General features: G+C 45.1%; 15 protein-coding genes and 1 pseudogene. 7 read left to right on the forward strand and 9 right to left on the reverse strand.

Annotated elements, in window-relative coordinates; all coding sequences use genetic code 11:
* Positions 1-556: 556 nt before the first annotated feature.
* The 5 genes from D0A34_23515 (at position 557) to D0A34_23535 (ending at position 10,995) form a co-directional block, all read left to right on the forward strand.
* Positions 557-2,515, forward strand: a complete 1,959-nt coding sequence (locus D0A34_23515) for a lignostilbene-alpha,beta-dioxygenase (protein UNU21417.1) — start codon at positions 557-559, stop codon at positions 2,513-2,515.
* A gap of 74 nt (positions 2,516-2,589) precedes the next feature.
* A complete protein-coding gene (locus tag D0A34_23520) occupies positions 2,590-3,378 on the forward strand; it encodes a serine/threonine protein kinase (protein UNU22437.1) in 789 nt (262 codons plus the stop codon).
* Between the two features lie 32 nt (positions 3,379-3,410).
* Positions 3,411-4,679 carry an IS701 family transposase gene (locus tag D0A34_23525; GenBank protein ID UNU21418.1) on the forward strand — a complete coding sequence of 423 codons (1,269 nt, stop codon included), beginning with the start codon at positions 3,411-3,413 and terminating at the stop codon, positions 4,677-4,679.
* An 83-nt stretch (positions 4,680-4,762) separates the two neighbouring features.
* Positions 4,763-9,250, forward strand: coding sequence for a GAF domain-containing protein (locus tag D0A34_23530; GenBank protein ID UNU21419.1), 4,488 nt, complete (start codon positions 4,763-4,765; stop codon positions 9,248-9,250).
* 272 nt (positions 9,251-9,522) lie between these two features.
* Positions 9,523-10,995, forward strand: coding sequence for a DUF3370 domain-containing protein (locus D0A34_23535; protein ID UNU21420.1), 1,473 nt, complete (start codon positions 9,523-9,525; stop codon positions 10,993-10,995).
* A gap of 49 nt (positions 10,996-11,044) precedes the next feature.
* Here D0A34_23535 and D0A34_23540 read toward each other — a convergent pair.
* The 4 genes and pseudogenes from D0A34_23540 to D0A34_23555 form a co-directional block, all read right to left on the reverse strand.
* A pseudogene (locus D0A34_23540) lies at positions 11,045-11,442 on the reverse strand (four helix bundle protein).
* Between the two features lie 56 nt (positions 11,443-11,498).
* Positions 11,499-12,803 carry a 2-oxo acid dehydrogenase subunit E2 gene (locus tag D0A34_23545; GenBank protein UNU22438.1) on the reverse strand — a complete coding sequence of 435 codons (1,305 nt, stop codon included), beginning with the start codon at positions 12,801-12,803 and terminating at the stop codon, positions 11,499-11,501.
* Between the two features lie 176 nt (positions 12,804-12,979).
* Positions 12,980-13,420, reverse strand: a complete 441-nt coding sequence (locus D0A34_23550; GenBank protein UNU21421.1) for a hypothetical protein — start codon at positions 13,418-13,420, stop codon at positions 12,980-12,982.
* 144 nt (positions 13,421-13,564) lie between these two features.
* A complete protein-coding gene (locus tag D0A34_23555) occupies positions 13,565-15,514 on the reverse strand; it encodes a long-chain fatty acid--CoA ligase (GenBank protein UNU21422.1) in 1,950 nt (649 codons plus the stop codon).
* Between the two features lie 138 nt (positions 15,515-15,652).
* Between D0A34_23555 and D0A34_23560 the strand changes: the two genes are divergently transcribed.
* Together D0A34_23560 and D0A34_23565 are read left to right on the forward strand one after the other, a co-directional pair.
* Positions 15,653-17,200 carry a leucine-rich repeat domain-containing protein gene (locus D0A34_23560; GenBank protein ID UNU21423.1) on the forward strand — a complete coding sequence of 516 codons (1,548 nt, stop codon included), beginning with the start codon at positions 15,653-15,655 and terminating at the stop codon, positions 17,198-17,200.
* 198 nt (positions 17,201-17,398) lie between these two features.
* The gene (locus D0A34_23565) at positions 17,399-18,445 is read left to right on the forward strand and encodes a leucine-rich repeat domain-containing protein (protein UNU21424.1); all 1,047 of its coding nucleotides are present in this window, start codon (positions 17,399-17,401) and stop codon (positions 18,443-18,445) included.
* A 2-nt stretch (positions 18,446-18,447) separates the two neighbouring features.
* Here D0A34_23565 and D0A34_23570 read toward each other — a convergent pair whose 3' ends face one another.
* The 5 genes from D0A34_23570 to D0A34_23590 form a co-directional block, all read right to left on the reverse strand.
* Positions 18,448-18,759, reverse strand: a complete 312-nt coding sequence (locus D0A34_23570) for a hypothetical protein (protein UNU21425.1) — start codon at positions 18,757-18,759, stop codon at positions 18,448-18,450.
* Between the two features lie 72 nt (positions 18,760-18,831).
* Positions 18,832-19,794 carry a hypothetical protein gene (locus tag D0A34_23575; protein ID UNU21426.1) on the reverse strand — a complete coding sequence of 321 codons (963 nt, stop codon included), beginning with the start codon at positions 19,792-19,794 and terminating at the stop codon, positions 18,832-18,834.
* 214 nt (positions 19,795-20,008) lie between these two features.
* The gene (locus D0A34_23580) at positions 20,009-20,443 is read right to left on the reverse strand and encodes a hypothetical protein (protein ID UNU21427.1); all 435 of its coding nucleotides are present in this window, start codon (positions 20,441-20,443) and stop codon (positions 20,009-20,011) included.
* On the reverse strand, positions 20,443-20,643 hold the full coding sequence (locus tag D0A34_23585) for a hypothetical protein (GenBank protein UNU21428.1): 201 nt from the start codon (positions 20,641-20,643) through the stop codon (positions 20,443-20,445). Before D0A34_23585 ends, D0A34_23580 begins: the two co-directional genes overlap by 1 nt.
* Before the next feature lie 181 nt (positions 20,644-20,824).
* Entirely contained in the window at positions 20,825-21,118 is a 294-nt protein-coding gene (locus D0A34_23590) for a hypothetical protein (GenBank protein UNU21429.1), read from the reverse strand.
* Between the last annotated feature and the right edge of the window lie 5 nt (positions 21,119-21,123).

Consider the following 21,123-nt stretch of genomic DNA (forward strand, 5'->3'; position numbering starts at 1 on the left):
GTCTTGTTGTCGATCGCGATCGGCTGTGAACCTCCTGTGACACTCGGTGAACTATAAATAGATAAGACGAAACAGCATGGTTATTTGTGACAATAAAACTGAAGTCAAACTTAAAATGGCGATCGCCAACTTACCAATCAGCGCGATCGCCACATTTTAGGTCAGCCGCATCTTGAGGTGTCAGTTAAAGCGACTTGTTAGGCTTGCCCCAGTGCAGCATTCATGACATCAGTGTCGATGTAAACATCTAATCACATAATTTTTTCCTCGGCTCTACCGGATGCTTGGTGTAAAAAGTAGCAAATAATACTAAGTATCTAAAAGCTGAATGTTGAAACCCTTGATACTGCTAAATTATTAGCTTACGTTATCACCATAAGTACGAGAGAGCCGATAATAAGTTAATGTCGATTCAAATTGAGCTTTGACGCAGGGGATGGGAGAATAGGAAATCCTTACCAAGCAGAGTATCTAAGTTCCAGTGCTCAGCCCCCATTCATAAATCCAATACTCATCTACACTGTTACAATTATTACATCTCACCCAGGAGAGCCACATGAGCGAACCCCCTCAAAGCAATGCCAAAACAGGCTGTCCCCCAGTTCCTCAGTCGATTATGACCGCAAGCAGGGACGAACTAGATAACATCCAACTGGAAATTGAAGGGAACTTACCAGAAGAGGTACAGGGTTATATCTTCATTGTTGCGCCAGTAGGAACCGTTGAATCAGGAGGTCTTCCTTTTCCCGACGGAGACTCATTTTTGAATGGCGATGGCATGATTTACCGACTTGATTTTAATCAAAAGGGTAAAGTAATTTTGAAAACGCGGATTGCCAAGCCTCTAGATTACCATTTTGACGAGGCAACTAAGGGTACTAAGTTGGGATTTTCCAATCGTGGTATCTTAAGGTTCTCCTTACTTCTTGGCGCACGCAACGAGTTAAATACAGCTTTTCTGCCCGTGAAATTCTCAAAAGACGAACAGGAGCGTTTGTTAGTAACTTATGACGCGGGTCGTCCTTATGAAATTGATACCGATACCCTCGATCTGGTGACCCCAGTTGGGTCAAATAAAGAGTGGCGTCCTGAAGCTCCTCTGCCCTATCTTTTTCCACCCATTTTTAGTACCGCCCATCCTACTTTTGATACCTACACGGGCGAGATGTTCGCAGTTAATTACGGTAGATCGTTAGAGAATTTTCTTGATACTATACCTTTCATTGAGAAGATAGACGAACGCTTTCCAGGAGTTCGTCAATTTTGGGAAAAATTTAAGGGTTTAGAAGATTTTGTTTATCTGATTCGCTGGGATGGAGTGACTCACTTGGAGCGGTGGACGCTGGTAAATCCTGATGGTTCGCCAGTCAGCATCAAGCAAACTATCCATCAGATTGGAGTAACCAAAGATTATGTAATTTTGATGGACACAGCCTTTAGCACTGGACTGGATCAGTTGCTCACCAATCCTTTTCCAGACAACAAAGAGCTAGAAAGAATTTTAAGGGACTTATTAGAAAGTCCACCGTCACCCGATTCTATTATTTATATCGTTAGCCGCAGCGAGCTGCAAAAGGGACAACGGCCAGCCTTGAACGAACCTGAAGTTAAAGTTGTCGCGCGAAAAGTGGTAATTCCCCTCGAAGCAGCTCACTTTTTAGTGGACTATGAAAATCCTGACGATAAAATTACGCTCCACGTAGCCCATATTTGTGCTTGGGACGTTGCTGAATGGCTGCGTCAATACGATATTTCCGCTTATCCACCCCACAATCCCGCGCCCGAGTACCTGCCTGGAATGGAACTGAATGAGATGGACATCAGCCGTTTGGGACGCTATGTAATTGACGGAAAAAACCAAGTCGAGCCAAAAGTGATCTGGGATATCGAGTGTACGTGGGGGCTTGGATTATACGCCTACCTTGACCGATTACCGTCAGGTAAAACTCCCAGAAAACTAGATAATATCTACTGGATTTCTTTCGGACTGTGGAAGGATTTAACGACCGATTACTTGTGCCAATTATACCGGCATTATAAGTACCAGAAAGTACCACAGTCAGAAGTTTTGGCTCTTGCTGAAAAGGGCATACCAGCTTGCTTGCTGCGGCTGGAAACGCAGTCGATGGAAATTGCCGATCGCTATCAGTTTGATCCTGGCTACATCGTGAGTTCGCCGCAGTTTATGCCGCGTCGCGGTAATCAAGGTAGTTCAACCGACGGTTATATGGTATGTACGGTTTTCACTCCCCAGAGAAATGAAATCTGGATTTTCGAGGCTGACAATTTGTCCCAGGGGCCGAAATGCAAACTTAGTCATGAATCCCTTAACTTTACATTCACATTGCATACAGCTTGGTTGGAACAGATAGGTTCTCGCTCAGCTCGGTACAAAATCTCGCTGAAGGCAGATTACGAGGACTTAGCAAAGAAATTCCAATACCCTCCGGAGTTCAAGAAAGAGATCGAGGAGTTGTTTGCTAAAGAGTTGTACCCGCGCTTTGAAAGCGAGTAAAAATTTACTAACAGGCAGATTATCCATGAATCGGCCTGTGATTTTGAATAGTTAATGAAAAGGAGAAGGTGAAAATAATGATAGTTCTTTCAGGATACAAAATTATAGAAAATATTTACGAAGGAGTCAGAACCGTTGTTTATCGAGGGATAAGAAATCGGGATCGACAGAGTGTTATCGTTAAAATAATAAAAAATGAACATCCTACGCTTGAAGAAATTACAAATTTAAGGCAAGAATTTATAATTGCTCAAAATTTAGATTTTGAAGGTATTGTCAAACCCTACAGTTTTGACAATTATTATAATAGCTTTGCTCTAGTCTTAGAAGATTTTGGCGGTCAATCACTTTATGATTTTATAGTGACTAATAAACTGTCAATAACCGAGTTTCTCAGAGGCGCCATTGCTATAGCCGAATGTTTGATTTATCTCCATCAAATACCGATTATTCACAAAGACATTAAACCCTCAAATATAATTATCAATCCAGCTACGGGAAAAGTGAAACTAACAGACTTTAGTATTGCTTCGCGGTTGGAATTAAAGAGCCAAACAATTAGCAATCCCAACTTGCTGGAAGGGACATTAGCCTACATTTCCCCCGAACAAACAGGGAGAATGAATCGAGCAATTGACTACCGCACCGATTTCTATTCTTTAGGAGTGACTTTCTATGAAATGCTGACCAACCAGTTGCCATTTACTACCACCGATCCGATGGAGTTGGTTTACTGTCATATTGCCAAACAACCCGTCCCACCTAAAGAGGTAGCAGAAATTCCTCAAGCGGTTTCAGATATTGTGATGAAACTGTTAGCGGGACTTAAACAAAAAAATTGTGCTAAAAATAGTATAATGTAGTCAGGTTAAGCTTTTTACGTCAAAAACGCGCAATGAAAGAAACAACTCCTAGCGCCATGCCACCATGCTTCGATCGATGGTGTCGTCGTTTTGACGATGTTTTTAGCCATCAAGCCCAAAAAACAGGGTTTAAGCACTATTTAGGGGGATTATTGGGAGAAAGTGAGCGAAAAAACCTGACTCAGATGTCAAGAGACTGTATAGGAGTTACATACAACCGATTGCATCATTTTTTGACAGAAGCTCCTTGGAATGCCCAGCAAGTTAACCAACGACGGTTGCAGGTGATGCAGCAGTGTAGGCAGACTCATATCAGCAGAGGGTTTACTCTGATAATAGATGATTCCGGTCACAGAAAAAGTGGCAATTTAACAGCAGGAGTTGGTCGGCAATATATTGGAGAAATCGGAAAAACAGATAATGGTGTAGTAGTGGTAACTACACACTTATATGATGGAGTGAAAAGCCTACCACTTGATGTTGAATTATATCAACACGCTCATTCGTTACCTCAAGGAAAAGAAAATCCAGAATTTATTAAAAAACCCGATATAGCCATCAAACTAATTGACAAATGCTTAGAAAGGAAAGAGCGACCAGCAGTAGTTTTAATCGATGCAGGCTATGGGAATAATAGTAGATTTTTGCAGGAGTTAGAGAAAAGGAAGTTAACCTATGTAGGAGGATTAGCCAAAAATCGAAAAGTAGTCTGTCAAATAGAACCCGAGCGACAACCCGAAGAACTCAAACTCTCAGAATTAGCAAAACGTTTACCAGCAGAGGCTTTAAGTGCTATTACACTAAATCGGGAAAAGCCCAGAACTGTGTGGGTAGCAACTATCACAGTAGAATTCTCAACCATGTCCGGGCCAAAAACAGTCGCTATCGTCATGAATGCTCCGACTTGTTCTACCGCCACAGAAGTTGATTATTTAGTGACTAACGCTGCCAGTGAGCGGGCAACAGCATCATGGATAGTAACAACTTACTCCCAACGTAATTGGGTAGAAGTGTTTTACCGTGAAGCTAAAGGATGGCTAGGGTTAAAAGAATATCAAATCCGAGGAAAGAGAAGCCTTTATCGACATTTAATATTAGTATTTTGTGCTTATACTTTTATCATTTGGCATCAGTTAACAGGAGGATTGCGTCGGCAGTGGGCTAACCAACCTTTAACAACATTTACTGAAGCTTTGTCAGCTTTTAGAACAGCTATATCTTACAGGTTTTTTGGCTGGTTGCAAGAAAACAGGGACCTATTTACTTTATATAAAGCCAGTTTGGGCTTTGTTTGGGCTTAAAACTTGTTTAAGTCCCATTAGCAAAAAATGCGGAAGACCGATATCAAAGTGCGGCGGGATTAAAATTTGACCTGGAAACTTGTTTGCAGCAATTGCAGACAACTGGCAAGATAGAAAACTTTCCCGTCGGTCAACGCGATCGCCGCAACCAATTACTCATTCCCCAGAAGCTTTATGGCAGAGAAACCGAAGTCCAAATTCTTCTAGATGCCTTTGCGCGAGTCAGCCTCGGTGCCACCGAGATGATGTTAGTTTCCGGTTATTCCGGGATTGGTAAAACTTCAATCGTCAATGAAGTTCATAAACCAATTGTAGCAGCTAGGGGATATTTTATTGCGGGTAAGTTTGACCAGTTTAAGCGCAATATTCCCTATGCAGCTTTAATCCAAGCATTTCAAGAATTAGTCGGTCAGCTATTAACCGAAAGTTCCGAACTGATTGGGGTTTGGAAAGAAAACTTATTAAAAGCGCTAGATAATAACGGTCAAGTTATTATTGATGTTATCCCCGAAGTAGAACTAATTATCGGTAAACAGCCTGAAGTTCCTCAACTGGGATCTTCGGAATCGCAAAACAGATTTAATCGGGTATTTCAACAATTTATTCAAGTTTTTGGTCAACCAGAACACCCGCTAGTCATCTTCCTTGACGATTTACAGTGGGCAGATTCGGCATCTCTGAAGTTAATCCAACTCTTAGTCACTGACCCAGATAACAAATATTTGTTAACGATTGGAGCTTATCGAGATAACGAAGTTAGTCCCGTTCATCCTTTAATTCAGACAATAGAAAAAATTCAAGAAAATGAAACGGTGGTGAATAATATCACCATTCAGGCGCTGGCTTTGGATAGCGTCAACCAATTAATCGCCGACACTCTCGATGCCAGCGTAAACTCAGAGCAAATCAAACTTTTTTCTGAATTACTTTTTAATAAAACCCAAGGCAATCCGTTTTTCTTAACCCAGCTACTCAAAACCCTGTACTCGGAAAATCTGCTGCTTTATCAGGTAGACACAGACCGCTGGGAGTGGGATCTTCAACAAATCCAAGCAATTGGTATCGCAGATTTCAATATCGTTGAACTGGTTGCCAGAAATATTCGCAAACTCCCAGAAACAACGCAGAAAGTATTAAAATTAGCGGCTTGTATCGGCAACCAATTTAACTTAGAAGTTTTATCAATTGTCAATGAAGAATCAAACTTAGTGACGGCTGCTCATTTGTGGGAGGGAATGCAAGCTGGTTTGATTCTGCCGCTGTCTGAAAGTTACAAAATTCCTTTACTATTTGCCCAGGAAGAGTTGGCATCTGTACGGGATATCAAAGTTGAATACAAATTTTTGCACGACCGCGTGCAGCAAGCTGCTTATTCTTTGATTCCAGAGTCAGAGAAAAAAGCGACTCACTTGAATATTGGTCAACTGTTGCTGAATAATACAACAGAGCAAGAGCGAAAAGATAATATTTTTGCTCTGGTCAACCAACTGAATTTTGGCACAGATTTGCTAACTAATGAGTCAGAAAAAGATGAGTTGGCTGAATTAAACCTGATCGCCGGACAGAAAGCGAAGGCAGCGACTGCATATGAAGCCGCTGTTAATTATTTGAATGTAGGTATAGAACTCCTGAGTCAAGATAGCTGGGAAAGTCGATACGATCTGACATTTACCTTCTATCTGGAAGCAGCGGAAGCCGAATATCTTAATGCTAATTTAGAACGAGCGGAAATTTTGTGCGATAGCACTCTCAAAAAAGCCAAAACAATCCTCGAACAAGTCAACTTATATGTGCTAAAAATTAGGCTTGAACTCGCTAAAAACCAGATAAAATCTGCTTTAGATACGGGGCTACAAATCCTAGAAATGCTGGGAGTGACAATATCTCAATTACCCCCGCAAGAACTTAATATTGAGGAGTTAGCTACGCTGCCAAAAATGACCGATCCCTACAAGCTGGCGGCTATGGAGCTTTTAGTTCTGATTTTCCCACCAGCTTGCTTCGCCGAAAGCCCGCTATCGCTACCAATTCTATATACTATGATCGAACTTTCTCGTCAGTATGGGAATTCGCCACAGTGTACTTTTGCCTATTCTATTTACGGAGCACTGGTGTCTTGGCTCATACCAGATATAGATTTTGCCTATCAACTTGGTAAACTTTCTTTACAAGTATTAGAGCAGTTAGATGCCAAAGAGTTTCGTTCTAAAATATTGGTTAATGTTTCCATCTGTATTTCGCACTTCAAAAAGCATACTAGGGAAACTATAGAACCCCTTCGTCAAGCAATTAATAGCGGCTTAGAATTTGGAGATATAGAATATGCTTGTCATGCTGCTGATTACTACTGCGCTCATCTGTTTTTTAATGGCGAGCATCTAGACTACGTGCAAGAACAACAAAAACACTATATTGATTTTGCCGATAATTTTTCCCAAGAATATCAGTTTTATCTGCTCAAAATAATTGGTCAATTAGTCGCAAATTTACGAGGCATAACAGATAATAGCCTGATTTTAACTGGTGAATTTTTGAATGAGGGAGAAGCTATTGCTTATTTGACAAAAATTAATAATTTAATGTCTTTATTTAGAGTGCTTTTTGCAAAAACCCTACTTTGCTATTTATTTAAAGATTATAAAAATGCTATAATTTATGCTAAAACAGCGTTAAATAATTCAATGCTTGTTCAAGCTAACATTAGCTTTAATAATCACCTTTATTACTATTCTCTGGCTCTTTTAGCTCAGTATTTTCAGGAAAATGAGGAAAAGCAGCAACAATACCTGAAACAAGTAGAAGAAAATCAGGAAAAGATGAAATATTGGGCGCAACATTGCCCAATGAATTACCAGCATGAGTATGACTTAGTAGAAGCAGAAAAAGCCCGCGTCTTAGGGCAATCTTTCTCAGCAATGGAATATTACGACCTGGCGATAGATGGAGCCAAGGAAAATGGATACGTCCAGCACGAAGCCCTCGCCAATGAACTAGCAGCAGAATTTTATTTAGCATTAGGTCGTCAGAAAGTAGCGCGTACCTACATGATAGACGCTTACTATGCTTATATTCGCTGGGGAGCAAAGGCAAAAGTTAAAGATTTAGAAGAGCGCCATGCTGAATTACTCGCACCAGTCGTCGGTAGGAAAAAGAGCCTGACGAGTGGAAGAGACGAAATGATTGTTCAGACCAGAACCACTGTCACTTCTACCAGTTCAGGTGCTGGACAAGCTCTGGATTTATCAACAATTATCAAAGCCTCCCAAGCCCTCTCAGGGGAAGTTCATTTAGATAAGTTACTCTCGAATTTGATGCAATTCTTGCTGGAAAACGCGGGAGCAGAAAAATTTTATTTCCTCATACCTGACCCAGCAGGTAAGTGGAAAATTGAAGCTCAATGTACGGGTGAACGATGTCAATTAATCTCCAAGTCAGCGACTGAAAGTCAAGAGATTCCTATCTCGCTGATTAATTATGTAGAACGCACGCAAGAAACTCTTGCGATCGATGATGCAACCACTGAAACCAGGTTTGCCTCTGACGCGTATATTATTCAGCAGCGACCTAAATCTATCTTGTGTAGCCCCCTGATTAATCAAGGTAAATTGGTGGGCATCTTATATCTAGAAAATAATTTAACAGCGGGGGCTTTTACGCGCGATCGCCTAGAAGTCCTCAACATCATTTCCGCCCAAGCTGCGATCTCCATCGAAAATGCCCGCCTCTATCAAACTTTAGAAGAAAAGGTGCAACAACGCACCGCCCAACTCGCCGAAGCAAACCAGGAAATTAGCGCCCTCAACAACAAACTTAAAGCCGAAAACATCCGCCTCAGTGCTGAGTTGGAAGTCACCAAACGACTGCAACAAATGATCTTGCCCAAACAATCAGAACTAGCTAAAATTAAAGGATTAGAAATAGCTGGATATATGCAACCTGCCGATGAAGTTGGTGGCGACTACTACGACGTGCTAACCCAAAATGATAAGGTAAAAATTAGCATCGGCGATGTTACGGGACATGGTTTAGAAAGTGGCGTATTAATGATTATGGCGCAAACCGCCGTCCGCACTCTCCAACAAATGAACGAAACCGATCCGGTGAAGTTTCTTGATGTGTTAAACCGCACCCTTTATGCCAATATCGAGCGCATCGACTCGTCTAAAAACATGACCTTGGCTTTGTTAGATTATCAAGATAGTAACTTCAGCCTCAGCGGTCAACATGAAGAAGTTATCGTAGTCCGTACTGATGGTAACATCGAACTGATCGATACAATGGAACTCGGTTTTCCCCTGGGATTAGAGGAAGATATTTCTGGTTTTGTTTCCCAAATTCAAGTGCATCTTAATCCAGGGGATGTAGTAGTGCTTTACACAGATGGAATTACCGAAGCTGTAAATATAAATCGAGTGTATTACGGCATAGAAAGATTGTGCAAAGTGGTGAAAGAAAATCGCCACAAAACGGTTGAAAAAATTCGACAAGCAGTAATTGATGATGTGCGGCAACATATTGACAAGCAGAAAGTTTTTGACGACATTACGTTGGTAGTCCTAAAACAGAAATAACGCAAGTTGGGAATTGGGAATTGGGAATTGGGAATTGGGAATTGGTAATTGGTAATTGGTAATTGGTCATATCAAGTCCGGTTGCACCGGACTTGTATAGTGGGGGTGTAGTCGATCGAGACGAAGAGGCTCGCTCCATTGCCTTCCTTGGACGCGACTTCTCCAAAGTCATAAATTGGGCGATCGCCCGAATTTCCGCAAAAATTGACCTAAAATCCCCAAATCCCCAGAAAATATCAACCAACTTGTGGTAATGTTTTGTGTCGGTTGCTATGTGGCAATCTCTCCAAGTTCAGTTAAACGCGCTCTCAGCAATGTTTTTGCCAATTTTCCCCCTAGCTCAAACAATCCCCGCACCTCCCGCCCAACAACAACTGATCATCGACCCAGAAGTCCCCGTACCCACAAATGAACAGGATTTGCCGCCACAGCCAAGCAGCAGCCTGCTGAAAACCCTGACGGTGCCCCAGCAAGTGCGCGTTTTGCCGGGACAACTCGACAGCATCCCGGTTTTCAACAGCAACAGCCCGGAAGTGGTGCAAACCGAAGGCATTTTGCTCTCCACATTTGGGCCCGAAGGAAAACAAGTACCTTCTGCACACTTAAACTTTCCCTTCAAAGGTCGATTTGACATTTTTGCCCACCACATCGCTAAAGCTAAAAATCGCGAAGAAACTCGCACCTTATTTCAAGGAATAATTGTCCACAATCCTAACTCCGAACCTGTTACTTTAAATGTCTTGCAAGGAGCGACTTATTTAACTCGCCCGGATGCTTTGTTTATCGATTTGCCGTCGTATTTAGAGAATCGATTTGGCACTGTGTTTGCGGGGCCTGGAAGCCGCATCACGAGCGATGTGCTGCGGGGATACAGACAAGCCATTTTGCCGGCTGCGATCGAGATTCCGGCGAATCAGAGCCGAATGTTGATGAATTTGCCGATACCTGTGGGGAATGTCACGCCTTCTTCCAATGGTCGATCGACTTTGATGCGAATGTCGAGCAGCAATTCGGTTTATGTAGCATCATTAGCAATGTTTGCTCCCACAACTCCAGAAGGAATCGAGCAATATCCCACATTAGAACAGTGGGAAAATATTTTAAATACCAAAGGTTTAGCCGGGCCGAGAGATTTAGCACCAACTCCGAGAGGCGAAAATCCGGTGCAAAAAATTTACGGGCGCGTGGCGGGAGTAGCTGAAGGTTCCCAGTGGGAAGCTAAAATTACGGACAATTCGAGAACCGATTATTTAACTATTCCCAAGCGCGGCGAGTCATTTTCCTATGCTTTGAGCACTACTGATACGGGTACTTTTGGAACTGGTCAAGTTCAAAGTGCTAAAATGTTAGCTCGCTATCCCGATACTGCTTATTCTGCTCACGGCAATTACGGGATTCAATACAACTTAACTTTTCCGCTTTACAACAAATCTGGTGAGTCCCAATCTGTTAGCATTAAAATGCAAACACCGATTAAAGCAAATACAGAATCGGGGGGATTGATGTTTTACGATCCTCCCGAAAATCGGATATTTTTCCGAGGTACGGTGCGGGTGATGTTTAATGATGATACGGGCAAGACTTTGACGCGCTACATTCACATTGTGCAGCGCAGGGGACAGCAGGGGGAACCTTTGGTGAATGTAAATATGAAGCCGGGGGAACGCCGTTTAGTGCAGGTGGATTTCTTGTATCCGCCGGATGCGACGCCGCCGCAAGTTTTGACTGTGCGATCGAGTAATTAGTTGGTGGTTGACGGTTGACGGTTGACGGTTGACTGTTGACGGTTGACTGTTAACCTTTGGGTTTTTGTTTTAATGAGTTAAGATAGGCATTAAGTTTGGGTGAAAGTTCATTTAATAACGGATGCAGTCGCTCGCTCTGTTTTTGAGTCAAAAGATTGCGAGATCCTTCAAGTCTCAACCAATGTCTTGGTTCGTTTAATGAACCTCGATCAATTTTCACACAACGCTGATTATCTTGATAGCTATAGCGTCCATGTCCTTCTGCAAGATGAGCACCAACACTATCAGCGATCGCACTATTTGTTTGCCCCTCGTATCCTTCGCAAAGTCGTCCCACTTTTTAACAATAAACCATATTTCGTTTGATATTTTTTCAGCTAAGTGATAAACTCTTAGCTGGTGGAAGCTTTCCCTATGAGATCCTTGGAATAGTTGATTGCCCAACATTGACAGTCAACTGTCAACAGTCAACTGTCAACAGTCAACTGTCAACAGTTAACTAATTAAAGTGTCAAAGACTGAGGATTTGTCTCAATCAATTTCGCTAAATCTTGCAAGAAAGACGCCGCATCAGCACCGTAAATAATCCGGTGATCGCAAGTAATATTCACCTGCATTTGGCGCTTCACTCCCATCAAGCCTTCCTCGTTGGCTACTACTTGCGGCCGCGAAGAGCCGATCGCCAAAATCGATCCTTGATTCGGCGGCAAAATCGCGTCAAACTTGTCTACTCCAAACATTCCCAAATTGGAAAGAGTAAAAGTTCCCGTGCTATATTCATCAGGCTTCAACTGCTTGGTGCGGGCGCGATCGACTAAATCCTTCCAGGTGCGCGAGAGCGAATAAATATCGAGGCGATCGGCATTTTGCAGCACCGGCGTAATCAAACCGCCGCCGTCCATCGCCACAGCTACCGCCACATTAATATCAGCACGGTATTGAATCGCCGACTCCACATAAGAAGCATTCAGCAGAGGATGTTTTTGTAATGTTACTGCTACAGCCTTCGCCAGCATAGCCGTCATCGTAACGCCCTTCGACTTAATTTGTTTGTAGAGTTTGTCCAGATTATCAGTAGTAATTGTGTAACCGACGCGGAAAGACGGCACGCTCAAACTTGCTTCCATATTCCGCACCACCGCATTTTGCAGCGCGTTCATCGGTACTGTTTGACCAGAAAGTGCCACCGCCGGGACTGGTGTGGGTGCGGGTTTGGCTGCTGCGGGGGCGGGCGCTGCGGGTGCTGCGGGTGCCGGTGCGGGTGCTGCGGGGACTGTTACGGGTTGCTGAACCGGAGCGGGTTGGGCTTTGCCGGCTGCTGCTTCCACATCCTCTGCGACAATTCGGCCGTTGGGCCCGCTGCCTTTGATAGAATTCAAATCTACTTTAAACTCTTTGGCTAACTTGCGAGCGCGGGGAGAAACGACGCTGCGGCCGTTTTGGCGGCTGACATTTTGCTGCAAACCTACTGATGTTGTAGGTGCGCTGGCAGGAGCGGGGCTGGGAGCGGGGGCTGCTGCTGCGCTTGGGGCGCCGGCTCCTTGCTGCTGAGCTGTGGCGATTTCGGCTTCCGTTTCTGCTACTAGGGCGATTGCTGCTCCCACCGGAGCAACTTCGCCTGCAGGTACGATAATTATTGCTAAATAGCCTTCGTAGAAAGACTCCACGTCCATGTCGGCTTTGTCGGATTCAACGACTACCACCGTTTCGCCTTTTTCTACTTTGTCTCCGGCAGATTTGACCCAGGAAACAATTTTGCCCTCTGTCATTGTCGAACTCAGGGCTGGCATGAAAACTTCGCGAATCATCTGTAAAAAGTCCTTGTGTGTTGGTAATAGGTAATCGGTATTTGGCAATTGATCATTGGCGATCGGCCACGGGCAATACTTATTATTATTATGCCAGTCTCTCGCATTCTTGATGTGTGACTGTTGACTCACAATCAATTGCCAATTACCGATCGCCAATTACCACTTACCAATTTCTAAATATCACCTCGAATTTCTTCGACTATGCCGTCTCGGAGGAGAATTTCTACTTGCATTTTTTGAATCAAGTTTTCTCCCAGCCCGACAGTGAATGTGCCGTCAATTTGACCTTGACTCACTTCTTGTTCCAGGTCTAGCACCTGCACTTGCTGAAGCTGTTGCAGGTTTTGGTTTTTCTGTTCTAGCAGTTCGCTTTTTCTTTGATTCACCTGCACTTGAATGTTTTCTATTTGCTGCATTACTTGCGGGCCTGGGGGCTGCAGATTTTGCTTTTGGATTTCTGAAACCATCCGCTGCCCTTGCATTTCGAGCTGTTGTAGCTGAGAGTCTATTTGGTTGATTTGGGCTTGGAGTTGCTGTTGAGCTTCTTCTTTCCAGCGGGGAGTAACGACGACTTTAACGTTAATCGATCGCTTCAAGAGTAATTGTGGTTCCATAAAGTTGTTGCTTGTCAATTAGGAATTAGGCATTAGTCATTAGTTGGTAAACATGAACTAATGGCCCAGGACTGAGGACTCGGACTCGGGACTCGGGTATTGGGATAATTTTTTCTTTTCCATTCCCCAAGTCCTGCGAATATTTCAAAACATCCCGTCAATCATATCGCGGTAGTGTTCCGTCACAACCGGGCGCTTAATTTTAAGGGTCTGGGTCAACATTCCATTTTCCATCGAAAATGGCTCCTGAATCAACCGGAACGGGCCGATGCGATCGTCCGCGCGGTATCCAGGGCGATTTTGCACCTCTCGGTTCAATTCTTTGCGGAATAAATCTTGAATGGTCTTGCTATTCCAGTCAATTTCGTGTAAGGGGGGATTCTGAGTTTCTGCCCATTTCTGCACAGCTTCTGCATTGGGGACAATTAAGGCGCCGACGGATCTCTGGTCTTGACCTACTAGCATAATTTGGTCGATGTAGGGGCTGCGGAGGCAGGCGTCTTCTATGGGTTGGGGTTCGATGTTTTCGCCGTTGCTGAGGACGATCGTATCTTTGGCCCGCCCGGTCAAGATTAAGTCGTTTCCCGGTGTCAGCCAGCCCAAATCGCCGGTGTCGAACCAGCCTTCGGGGTCGATCGCCTTGGCAGTCGCTTGGGGATTAAGATAGTAGCCCTGCATAATTTGCGGCCCCCGCGCCAATACTAAACCGCGCTGGCCTGTTGGCAGTTGCTGTCTGGTTTCTGGGTCTACTATTTTAATTTCCGTATGGGCTAGAGGCTGTCCTGCGGAACCTTTAAGATTGTGCCAAGGGCGGCGGACGGTTAAAACCGGGGACGTTTCGGTTAAACCATATCCCACTAATAAACCGATATTCGCTATTTCAAAGAAATTGTCTATATGGGCGGCCAAAGAACCGCCGCCGCTAATCGCCCATTTTAAGCGTCCCCCTGTAGCTTCCCTGACTTTTTGGTAAACCAGTTTTTCGGCGAGGGCGTGTACGGGCGACAACAGAATGCTTTTGGTGCGGGCGATTAGTTTTTCGGAACCAGAAGCCGGTTTCAAACTGAGAGTTAATCCTTGGCAAATGCGGCGGGTCTCGATGTATTGCTGGCTGGCAGATAACAGGAAATCCACCAATTTTTGTTTGTTAGGTGGCTGTTCCCGAAATTGCTTTTGTACGGCCTCATAAATCGATTCCCAGATGCGCGGAACGCTGACCATGTACTGGGGTTTGTAAGTTTTAAAGTCTTGCTTGAAATAGCGAATATTGGTGTAAATTTGCGTGCATCCTTGGGAAAGCAGGAAGTATTCGACGCTGCGTTCGTAGGCGTGCCAACTGGGCAGAATGCTGAGGGCAGATTCGCCGGCTTCGGGCTGGAGAATTGTGCCCAAGGTGGTGAGTTGGTGCAGCAGGTTCCCGTGAGTCAGCATGACGCCTTTGGGTTTGCCAGTGGTGCCGCTGGTGTAGAGGAGGGTGGCGAGGGTTTGAGGCTTGTGGTTGGTGGGTTTGAGGGGGCGGTTTGCCCCTGTGGTCATGACTTGGGAAAATTTGACTGTGCTTAGGGTTTGGCTGGTTTCCGGTTCTTCGTCGGAGAGGAGGACGATGAGTTGGATGGGCAAATCCGGGAGGCGGTGTTGCAGTTTTTTGAGTAATGCCCGGTTTTCGACTACCAAGGCGGTGCTGCCGCTGTCTTGGATGATGTACAAAAGTTCTTCCGGGTCGGCGGTGGCGCCTCGAACGGCGTTGGCTGCCCCTGCCATCATGATACCTTGGTCGGCTATCAGCCAGCGGGGGCTGTTGTCGGCGAAGAGGGCGACGCGGGGAGGGACGGCTTCTCCTGGATTTGGTTCGATGCCGAGGGCTTGGAGGCCGGCGGCGAATTGCTGGATTTGTTGGTAGAGGTCGGTGTAGGTGAGTTTGATTTCGGGCTGGCTGTGGGGGTCGTGGAGGGCGACGGTTTGACCGAATTGTTTTTTGACGATCGCCCAAATTTCGGGTATCGATTGAATGGAACTGTAATCGATTAGCTTGCTGAGATTAGCGCGATCGCGATCGGTCATTTGAGATGATGCGTAAGATGCTGTGCTGTTCATAGGGTATTTTCCTGAGTTTTCGGAGATAAAATTATTGGCTATTAGTTTAATATCACAGTTATTTTATAACTTTGTGGCAGTGTCGTGACAGTTTGTAAACTTACTATTGTCTATTCGGACAATTAGAGATACAAAATGATGACAGTTATAGTTGCACAGAAACAGATGAATTTACCAAGGTTGATAGTAGTTATTTGGAGCGCCATCGTCCTAGCATTATTTGGAAATGAACTATCTGCGCAGGCAGCAGATCCGCAACTGAGAAACAGCAAGCGAACATTTGCGGATTGGTGCCGCCAAAAAGCAGATTTGAGTCCTGAAACCAAACATACTGTTGACGTGTTGTTGGAGCAAGCAGGGACTAATGATTGCGATGCGGCCGATCGGAAACTTTCTAGTCTCACGGAACTCTTCCTCAGCGGCAATGTGATCGGCGACATCACACCGCTAGCATCCTTGACTAACCTGACTGTGCTCGACCTCGGATTCAATGCGCTCGGCGATATCAAACCGCTAGCATCCTTGACTAACCTGACTAGGCTCAACCTCTTCGGCAATCAGATCGGCGATATCAAACCGCTAGCATCCTTGACTAAACTGACGGAGCTTACCCTCAACAATAATAAGATCGGCGACATCAAACCGCTAGCATCCTTGACTAACCTGACGGATCTCGTCCTCAGCAGCAATCAGGTCGGCGACATCAAACCGCTAGCATCCTTGACTAATCTGACTAGGCTCGACCTCGACGGCAATGTGATCGGCGATATCAAACCGCTAGCATCCTTGACTAATCTGACTAGGCTCGACCTCGACGGCAATGTGATCGGCGATATCAAACCGCTAGCATCCTTGACTAACCTAAGTTCGCTCGACCTCGACGACAATCAGATCGGCGACATCAAACCGCTAGCATCCTTGACTAACTTGATGGGACTCGACCTCAGGCGCATTGTGATAGGCGATATCAAACCGCTAGCATCCTTGACTAACCTGACTGATCTCTCCCTCGACGACAATCAGATCGGCGATATCAAACCGCTAGCATCCTTGACTAACCTGACTAGGCTCGTCCTCAGCAGCAATCAGATCCGCGACATCAAACCGCTAGCATCCTTGACTAACCTAAGTTCGCTCGACCTCAGCGGCAATGTGATCGGCGATATCAAACCGCTAGCATCCTTGACTAACCTAAGTTCGCTCGACCTCAACAATAATAAGATAGGCGATATCAAACCGCTAGCATCCTTGACTAAACTGACGGAGCTCACCCTCAGTGGCAATGTGATCGGCGACATCAAACCGCTAGCATCCTTGACTAACCTAAGTTCGCTCGTCCTCTTCGGCAATGTGATCGGCGATATCAAACCGCTAGCATCCTTGACCAACCTAAGTTCGCTCGTCCTCGACGGCAATGTGATCGGCGATATCAAAGCGCTAGCATCCTTGACCAACCTGGCGGGGCTCTTCCTCAGCAGCAATGTGATCGGCGACATCAAACCGCTAGCATCCTTGACTAACCTAAGTTCGCTCGACCTCAGCGACAATCACATAGGGGATATCAAACCGCTAGCATCCTTGACTAACCTGATAGAACTCCATCTCAGCGGAAATCCGATCGCACCCAAGACTTGTCCTCTCAAGCCAGAGTCTATCTGTAAGTGGGAACCACAAGCTAAACCATAAAACTTGAAAATGACGCCCGATCGCACTTCAATATTTCAGTCGCGATAGCTGTGCTGCTGATAAAGTTCGCTCGCCAATTCTATCCGCACATCGGCTTCAGTCAGGGGGAGATTGTCGGGAAGGTCGATCGTAATTTGCATAATTTATAGTATCCTTAATTTCACGTAAAATATGTGACGCTTATCGTTGGAAAAAGATATGATTTTATCAATATTAAGAGTAGTTATTTGGAGCGCGATCGTCCTAGCATTATCTGGAAATGAACTATCTGCGCGGGCAGCAGAGCCGCAACTGGGAAACAGCAAGCGAACATTTGCGGATTGGTGCCGCCAAAAAGCTGATTTGAGTCCTGAAACCAAACATACTGTTGACGTGTTGTTGAAGGAAGCAGGGACTAATGATTGCGATGCCGCCGATCGGAAACTTTCTAGTCTCACGAAGCTCGACCTCTTCGACAATCAGATCGGCGATATCAAACCGCTAGCATCCTTGACTAACCTGACTTGGCTCTTCCTCGGCAGCAATCAGATCGGCGACATCAAACCGCTAGCATCCTTGACTAACCTGACTCGGCTCTCCCTCAGCGAAAATCCAATCGGCGACATCAAACCGCTAGCATCCTTGACTAACCTGACTTTCCTCGACCTCAGCGACAATCAGATAGGCGATATCAAACCGCTAGCATCCTTGACTAACCTGACTATCCTCTTCCTCAGCGACAATCAGATAGGCGATATCAAACCGCTAGCATCCTTGACTAACCTGACTTTTCTCTTCCTCAGCGACAATAAAATCGGCGACATCAAACCGCTAGCATCCTTGACTAACCTGACTTTCCTCGACCTCAGCGACAATCAGATAGGCGATATCAAACCGCTAGCATCCTTGACTAACCTAAGTTCGCTCGATCTCAGCGACAATCGGATCGGCGACATCAAACCGCTAGCATCCTTGACTAACCTGACTAGGCTCAACCTCTTGGACAATCAGATCGGCGACATCAAACCGCTAGCATCCTTGACTAACCTGACTAGGCTCAACCTCGACGGCAATGTGATCGGCGACATCAAACCGCTAGCATCCTTGACTAACCTACGTTCGCTCGACCTCAGCCGCAATGTGATCGGCGATATCAAACCGCTAGCATCCTTGACTAAACTGACTGTGCTCCACCTCAGCGGCAATGAGATCGCTCCCAAAACTTGCCCTCTTTCGCGAGAGTCTATCTGTGAGTGGGAACCATAAATTCAACTATAAAGCTTTACAATGCCCTGCCACAGTTCAGAAATAGGATGCAATTTGCCTTGTTTAACTTGTGGCATAGAGTTGCGGAGGCTCGCTAGTATGAGTTCGGCCAGTTCGTCATCGGGATCAGCAGGCGGGGTGACGATATCGCGGTTTATTAATATTTGGTAGAAATCGTCCGCTGAAATTTTAGCGAGTTGAGCGACTTTATCTAAACTGAGGCTGTGTTGTTGATAAAGTACGATCGCCAATTCTATTCGCACATCGGCTTCAGTCAGGGGGAGATTGTCGGGAAGGGCGATCGTAATTTGCATGATTTATCTATAATTTAACTCTTGTGGAACAGGCATCTTGCCTGTTCATGAAACTCGTGCAATATCTCAGATTTAAGCGACCTTGCGCGGTGCATCAACCATCGGCGCAGTGCCAAACAAATGTCTGAGATAACTGCGACTGAGCTCGCGGTTCCAGCGCCGCAGCCGCACCATCACTCGCGTGAATGTAAAAGTCAATTCCAACACCAAAGAAATCTGTTTGAGACTGAGTGAAGTATTAAACACATCGTTACCGTGCGTGCGTTCAATCTGATGATGTTTCAGCAAAGCAATCAGATTTTTAGTAGAGCCTTTCAGTTGATTGAAATAACTCTGGGAGAATGCCCAACGGCTGAAACCCCAAAACTTAGCCAAATGATTGATCTCATCCTGTAAAGGCTGGGAAATTGCCTGTTGCAACGCTCCTGTTGAGTGTACCATCAACCATAAATAAACAGAAGTAGCTCCCCACTCGGTACTCAGGCGACTAATCACGTGTTTATAGGTATCTTGCCAAGCGTCACCTGTGGATTGACAGCCATTCACAGAATTGGGTTTAACTTGCAGTTTTTCCGCTGTAAGTTGCTGGTAAATTTTCCTAAATGTCGGGCAATGTTGGCGTTCTTCTTTTTCCCAGACACCTATCTCTAAAATGTTGCCATTGTCATCAAAAATTCCTCCCATAAACCGCGCCATTTGCGGGTAAATATGCTGTAAATAGCACCAACTTTCTCTACCGTAGCTGCGGATGGGAGCTTCAATTTCTGCCGCACTTGCCAAAATTTGTAAAAATATTTCTGGCTTGACACCAATAATTTGGTCGCGATTGATTCCTTGCCAATCTATGGGTTCCCAATGGCGGGGATGCGGGGTGGAAAATTGCTGGGGCAGATCGGAAAGTCGATCGCTCAAAACTTCCAATGACATATAATGGTCGATGAGCGAGTTAATCCTGGCGCGACTTTGCAAATAGCGAGGGCTTTGATACTGATTTCCAGCCAAATCAATTGTATACACCTTACCAGTAGCTTTCATTGTTTCTGCCTGTTCGTAACTTTTACAGCTATGGTGCAAAAGGCATTTGGGAAGTCGCAATGAGTAACGTGCAGCCTGCTCAATTACTAGCAGTTGCCTTGATTGAGCAGAACTCAGGTGAAACGGCATGAAGTAGGGTGAATCCCCAATGTTAAAATAGCTGTGGCTTCCAATAAGCGCTGCACCGTGTCGCGGGCTGGAAGCCGCCCAAACTTTAATACTTCACAGTTAGCGGTAAACTCTTTACGCCCAAATCGGCAATCGACGCGAGGCGATTGCACAAACGCCGCCAGCCTTCCCAATTTTTCAGCACCACGCACCCAGCGCTACCTGGGTAATTAGCATCAAAGTGCAAACCTAGCTCGGCTCGAATTCCTTTGTCAGAAACCACTGGGTCGGGCGTGATGTGGAAAAAATCGCCTTCGACGCCCCTTGTTTCCAAATAGTAAGGCTCGGTTGGGATTTGGTATTCACCCGCCGGAATCGGGCCCTTCCCCCTCACCCATTCATCACCAGGGCGCTGCCAGTCTGCACAGCCTGAAGTTGCCACATAGTCGATCGCCCGATCGTCTGGGTAAATTAACTGCAAATTTCCATAAATTAGCTCTGACGAGTGGCGCAAATTCATTGTAAAAATTAGTTGGTGCATTATATTTTCTGCTTAATTTGGTCAATTAATGATTGAATCTCTACAAGCGTTTTGCGCCCTGACACTAAATCGCGCCTGCCAGCAATCGTCATACCCTGCACATATCCATACTCTTTACTTAAATCCTCTAAACCATTTATCAACTGAGACTGACTAGGATTAGGAATTTCTAAAAGTTGTTTAGCTTTGTCGATTGTCATGCTGCGACTTCGGGGGGGAAACGAGCAAACCGCCCAACAGTGTTAGAATCGGCGCTAAAAAAGGGATAAGCGACGTGGCGTTTTCCTTTTGAAATACCAGTATTATCCCCGCGCCAACTAGCATAATTACGGCAACGTTTAAGCTGGCAACTGTAAAGCGATACGAGTATTTGTCCACTTGCTAAAAATCTGTGTGTTGTGGCTTATTTTCTTCTGGTAAAGAGGGTTTTCGTCGCATATCCAAAACCCTGAAGATATCATTTACAGCATTTTTTAAGAGTCCGAGTTCTACCATAGTGTGATTGTCATTCTGAATAGATTTTTGTGCAAATCTATTCCATTCCTTAACCTCGTTTCTAACATCTTTCATGTTAGATTCAGCTCGCAGCGTCGCAACGGTAAAGGCTCCCGTTGCGACAGCACCAGCACAACCAATAGATATACCGATGATTTCTATCAAATCTTTAACATTCATTACTT

It is taken from the genome of Microcoleus vaginatus PCC 9802, assembly GCA_022701275.1.
Classification (GTDB): Bacteria; Cyanobacteriota; Cyanobacteriia; order Cyanobacteriales; family Microcoleaceae; genus Microcoleus; species Microcoleus vaginatus_A.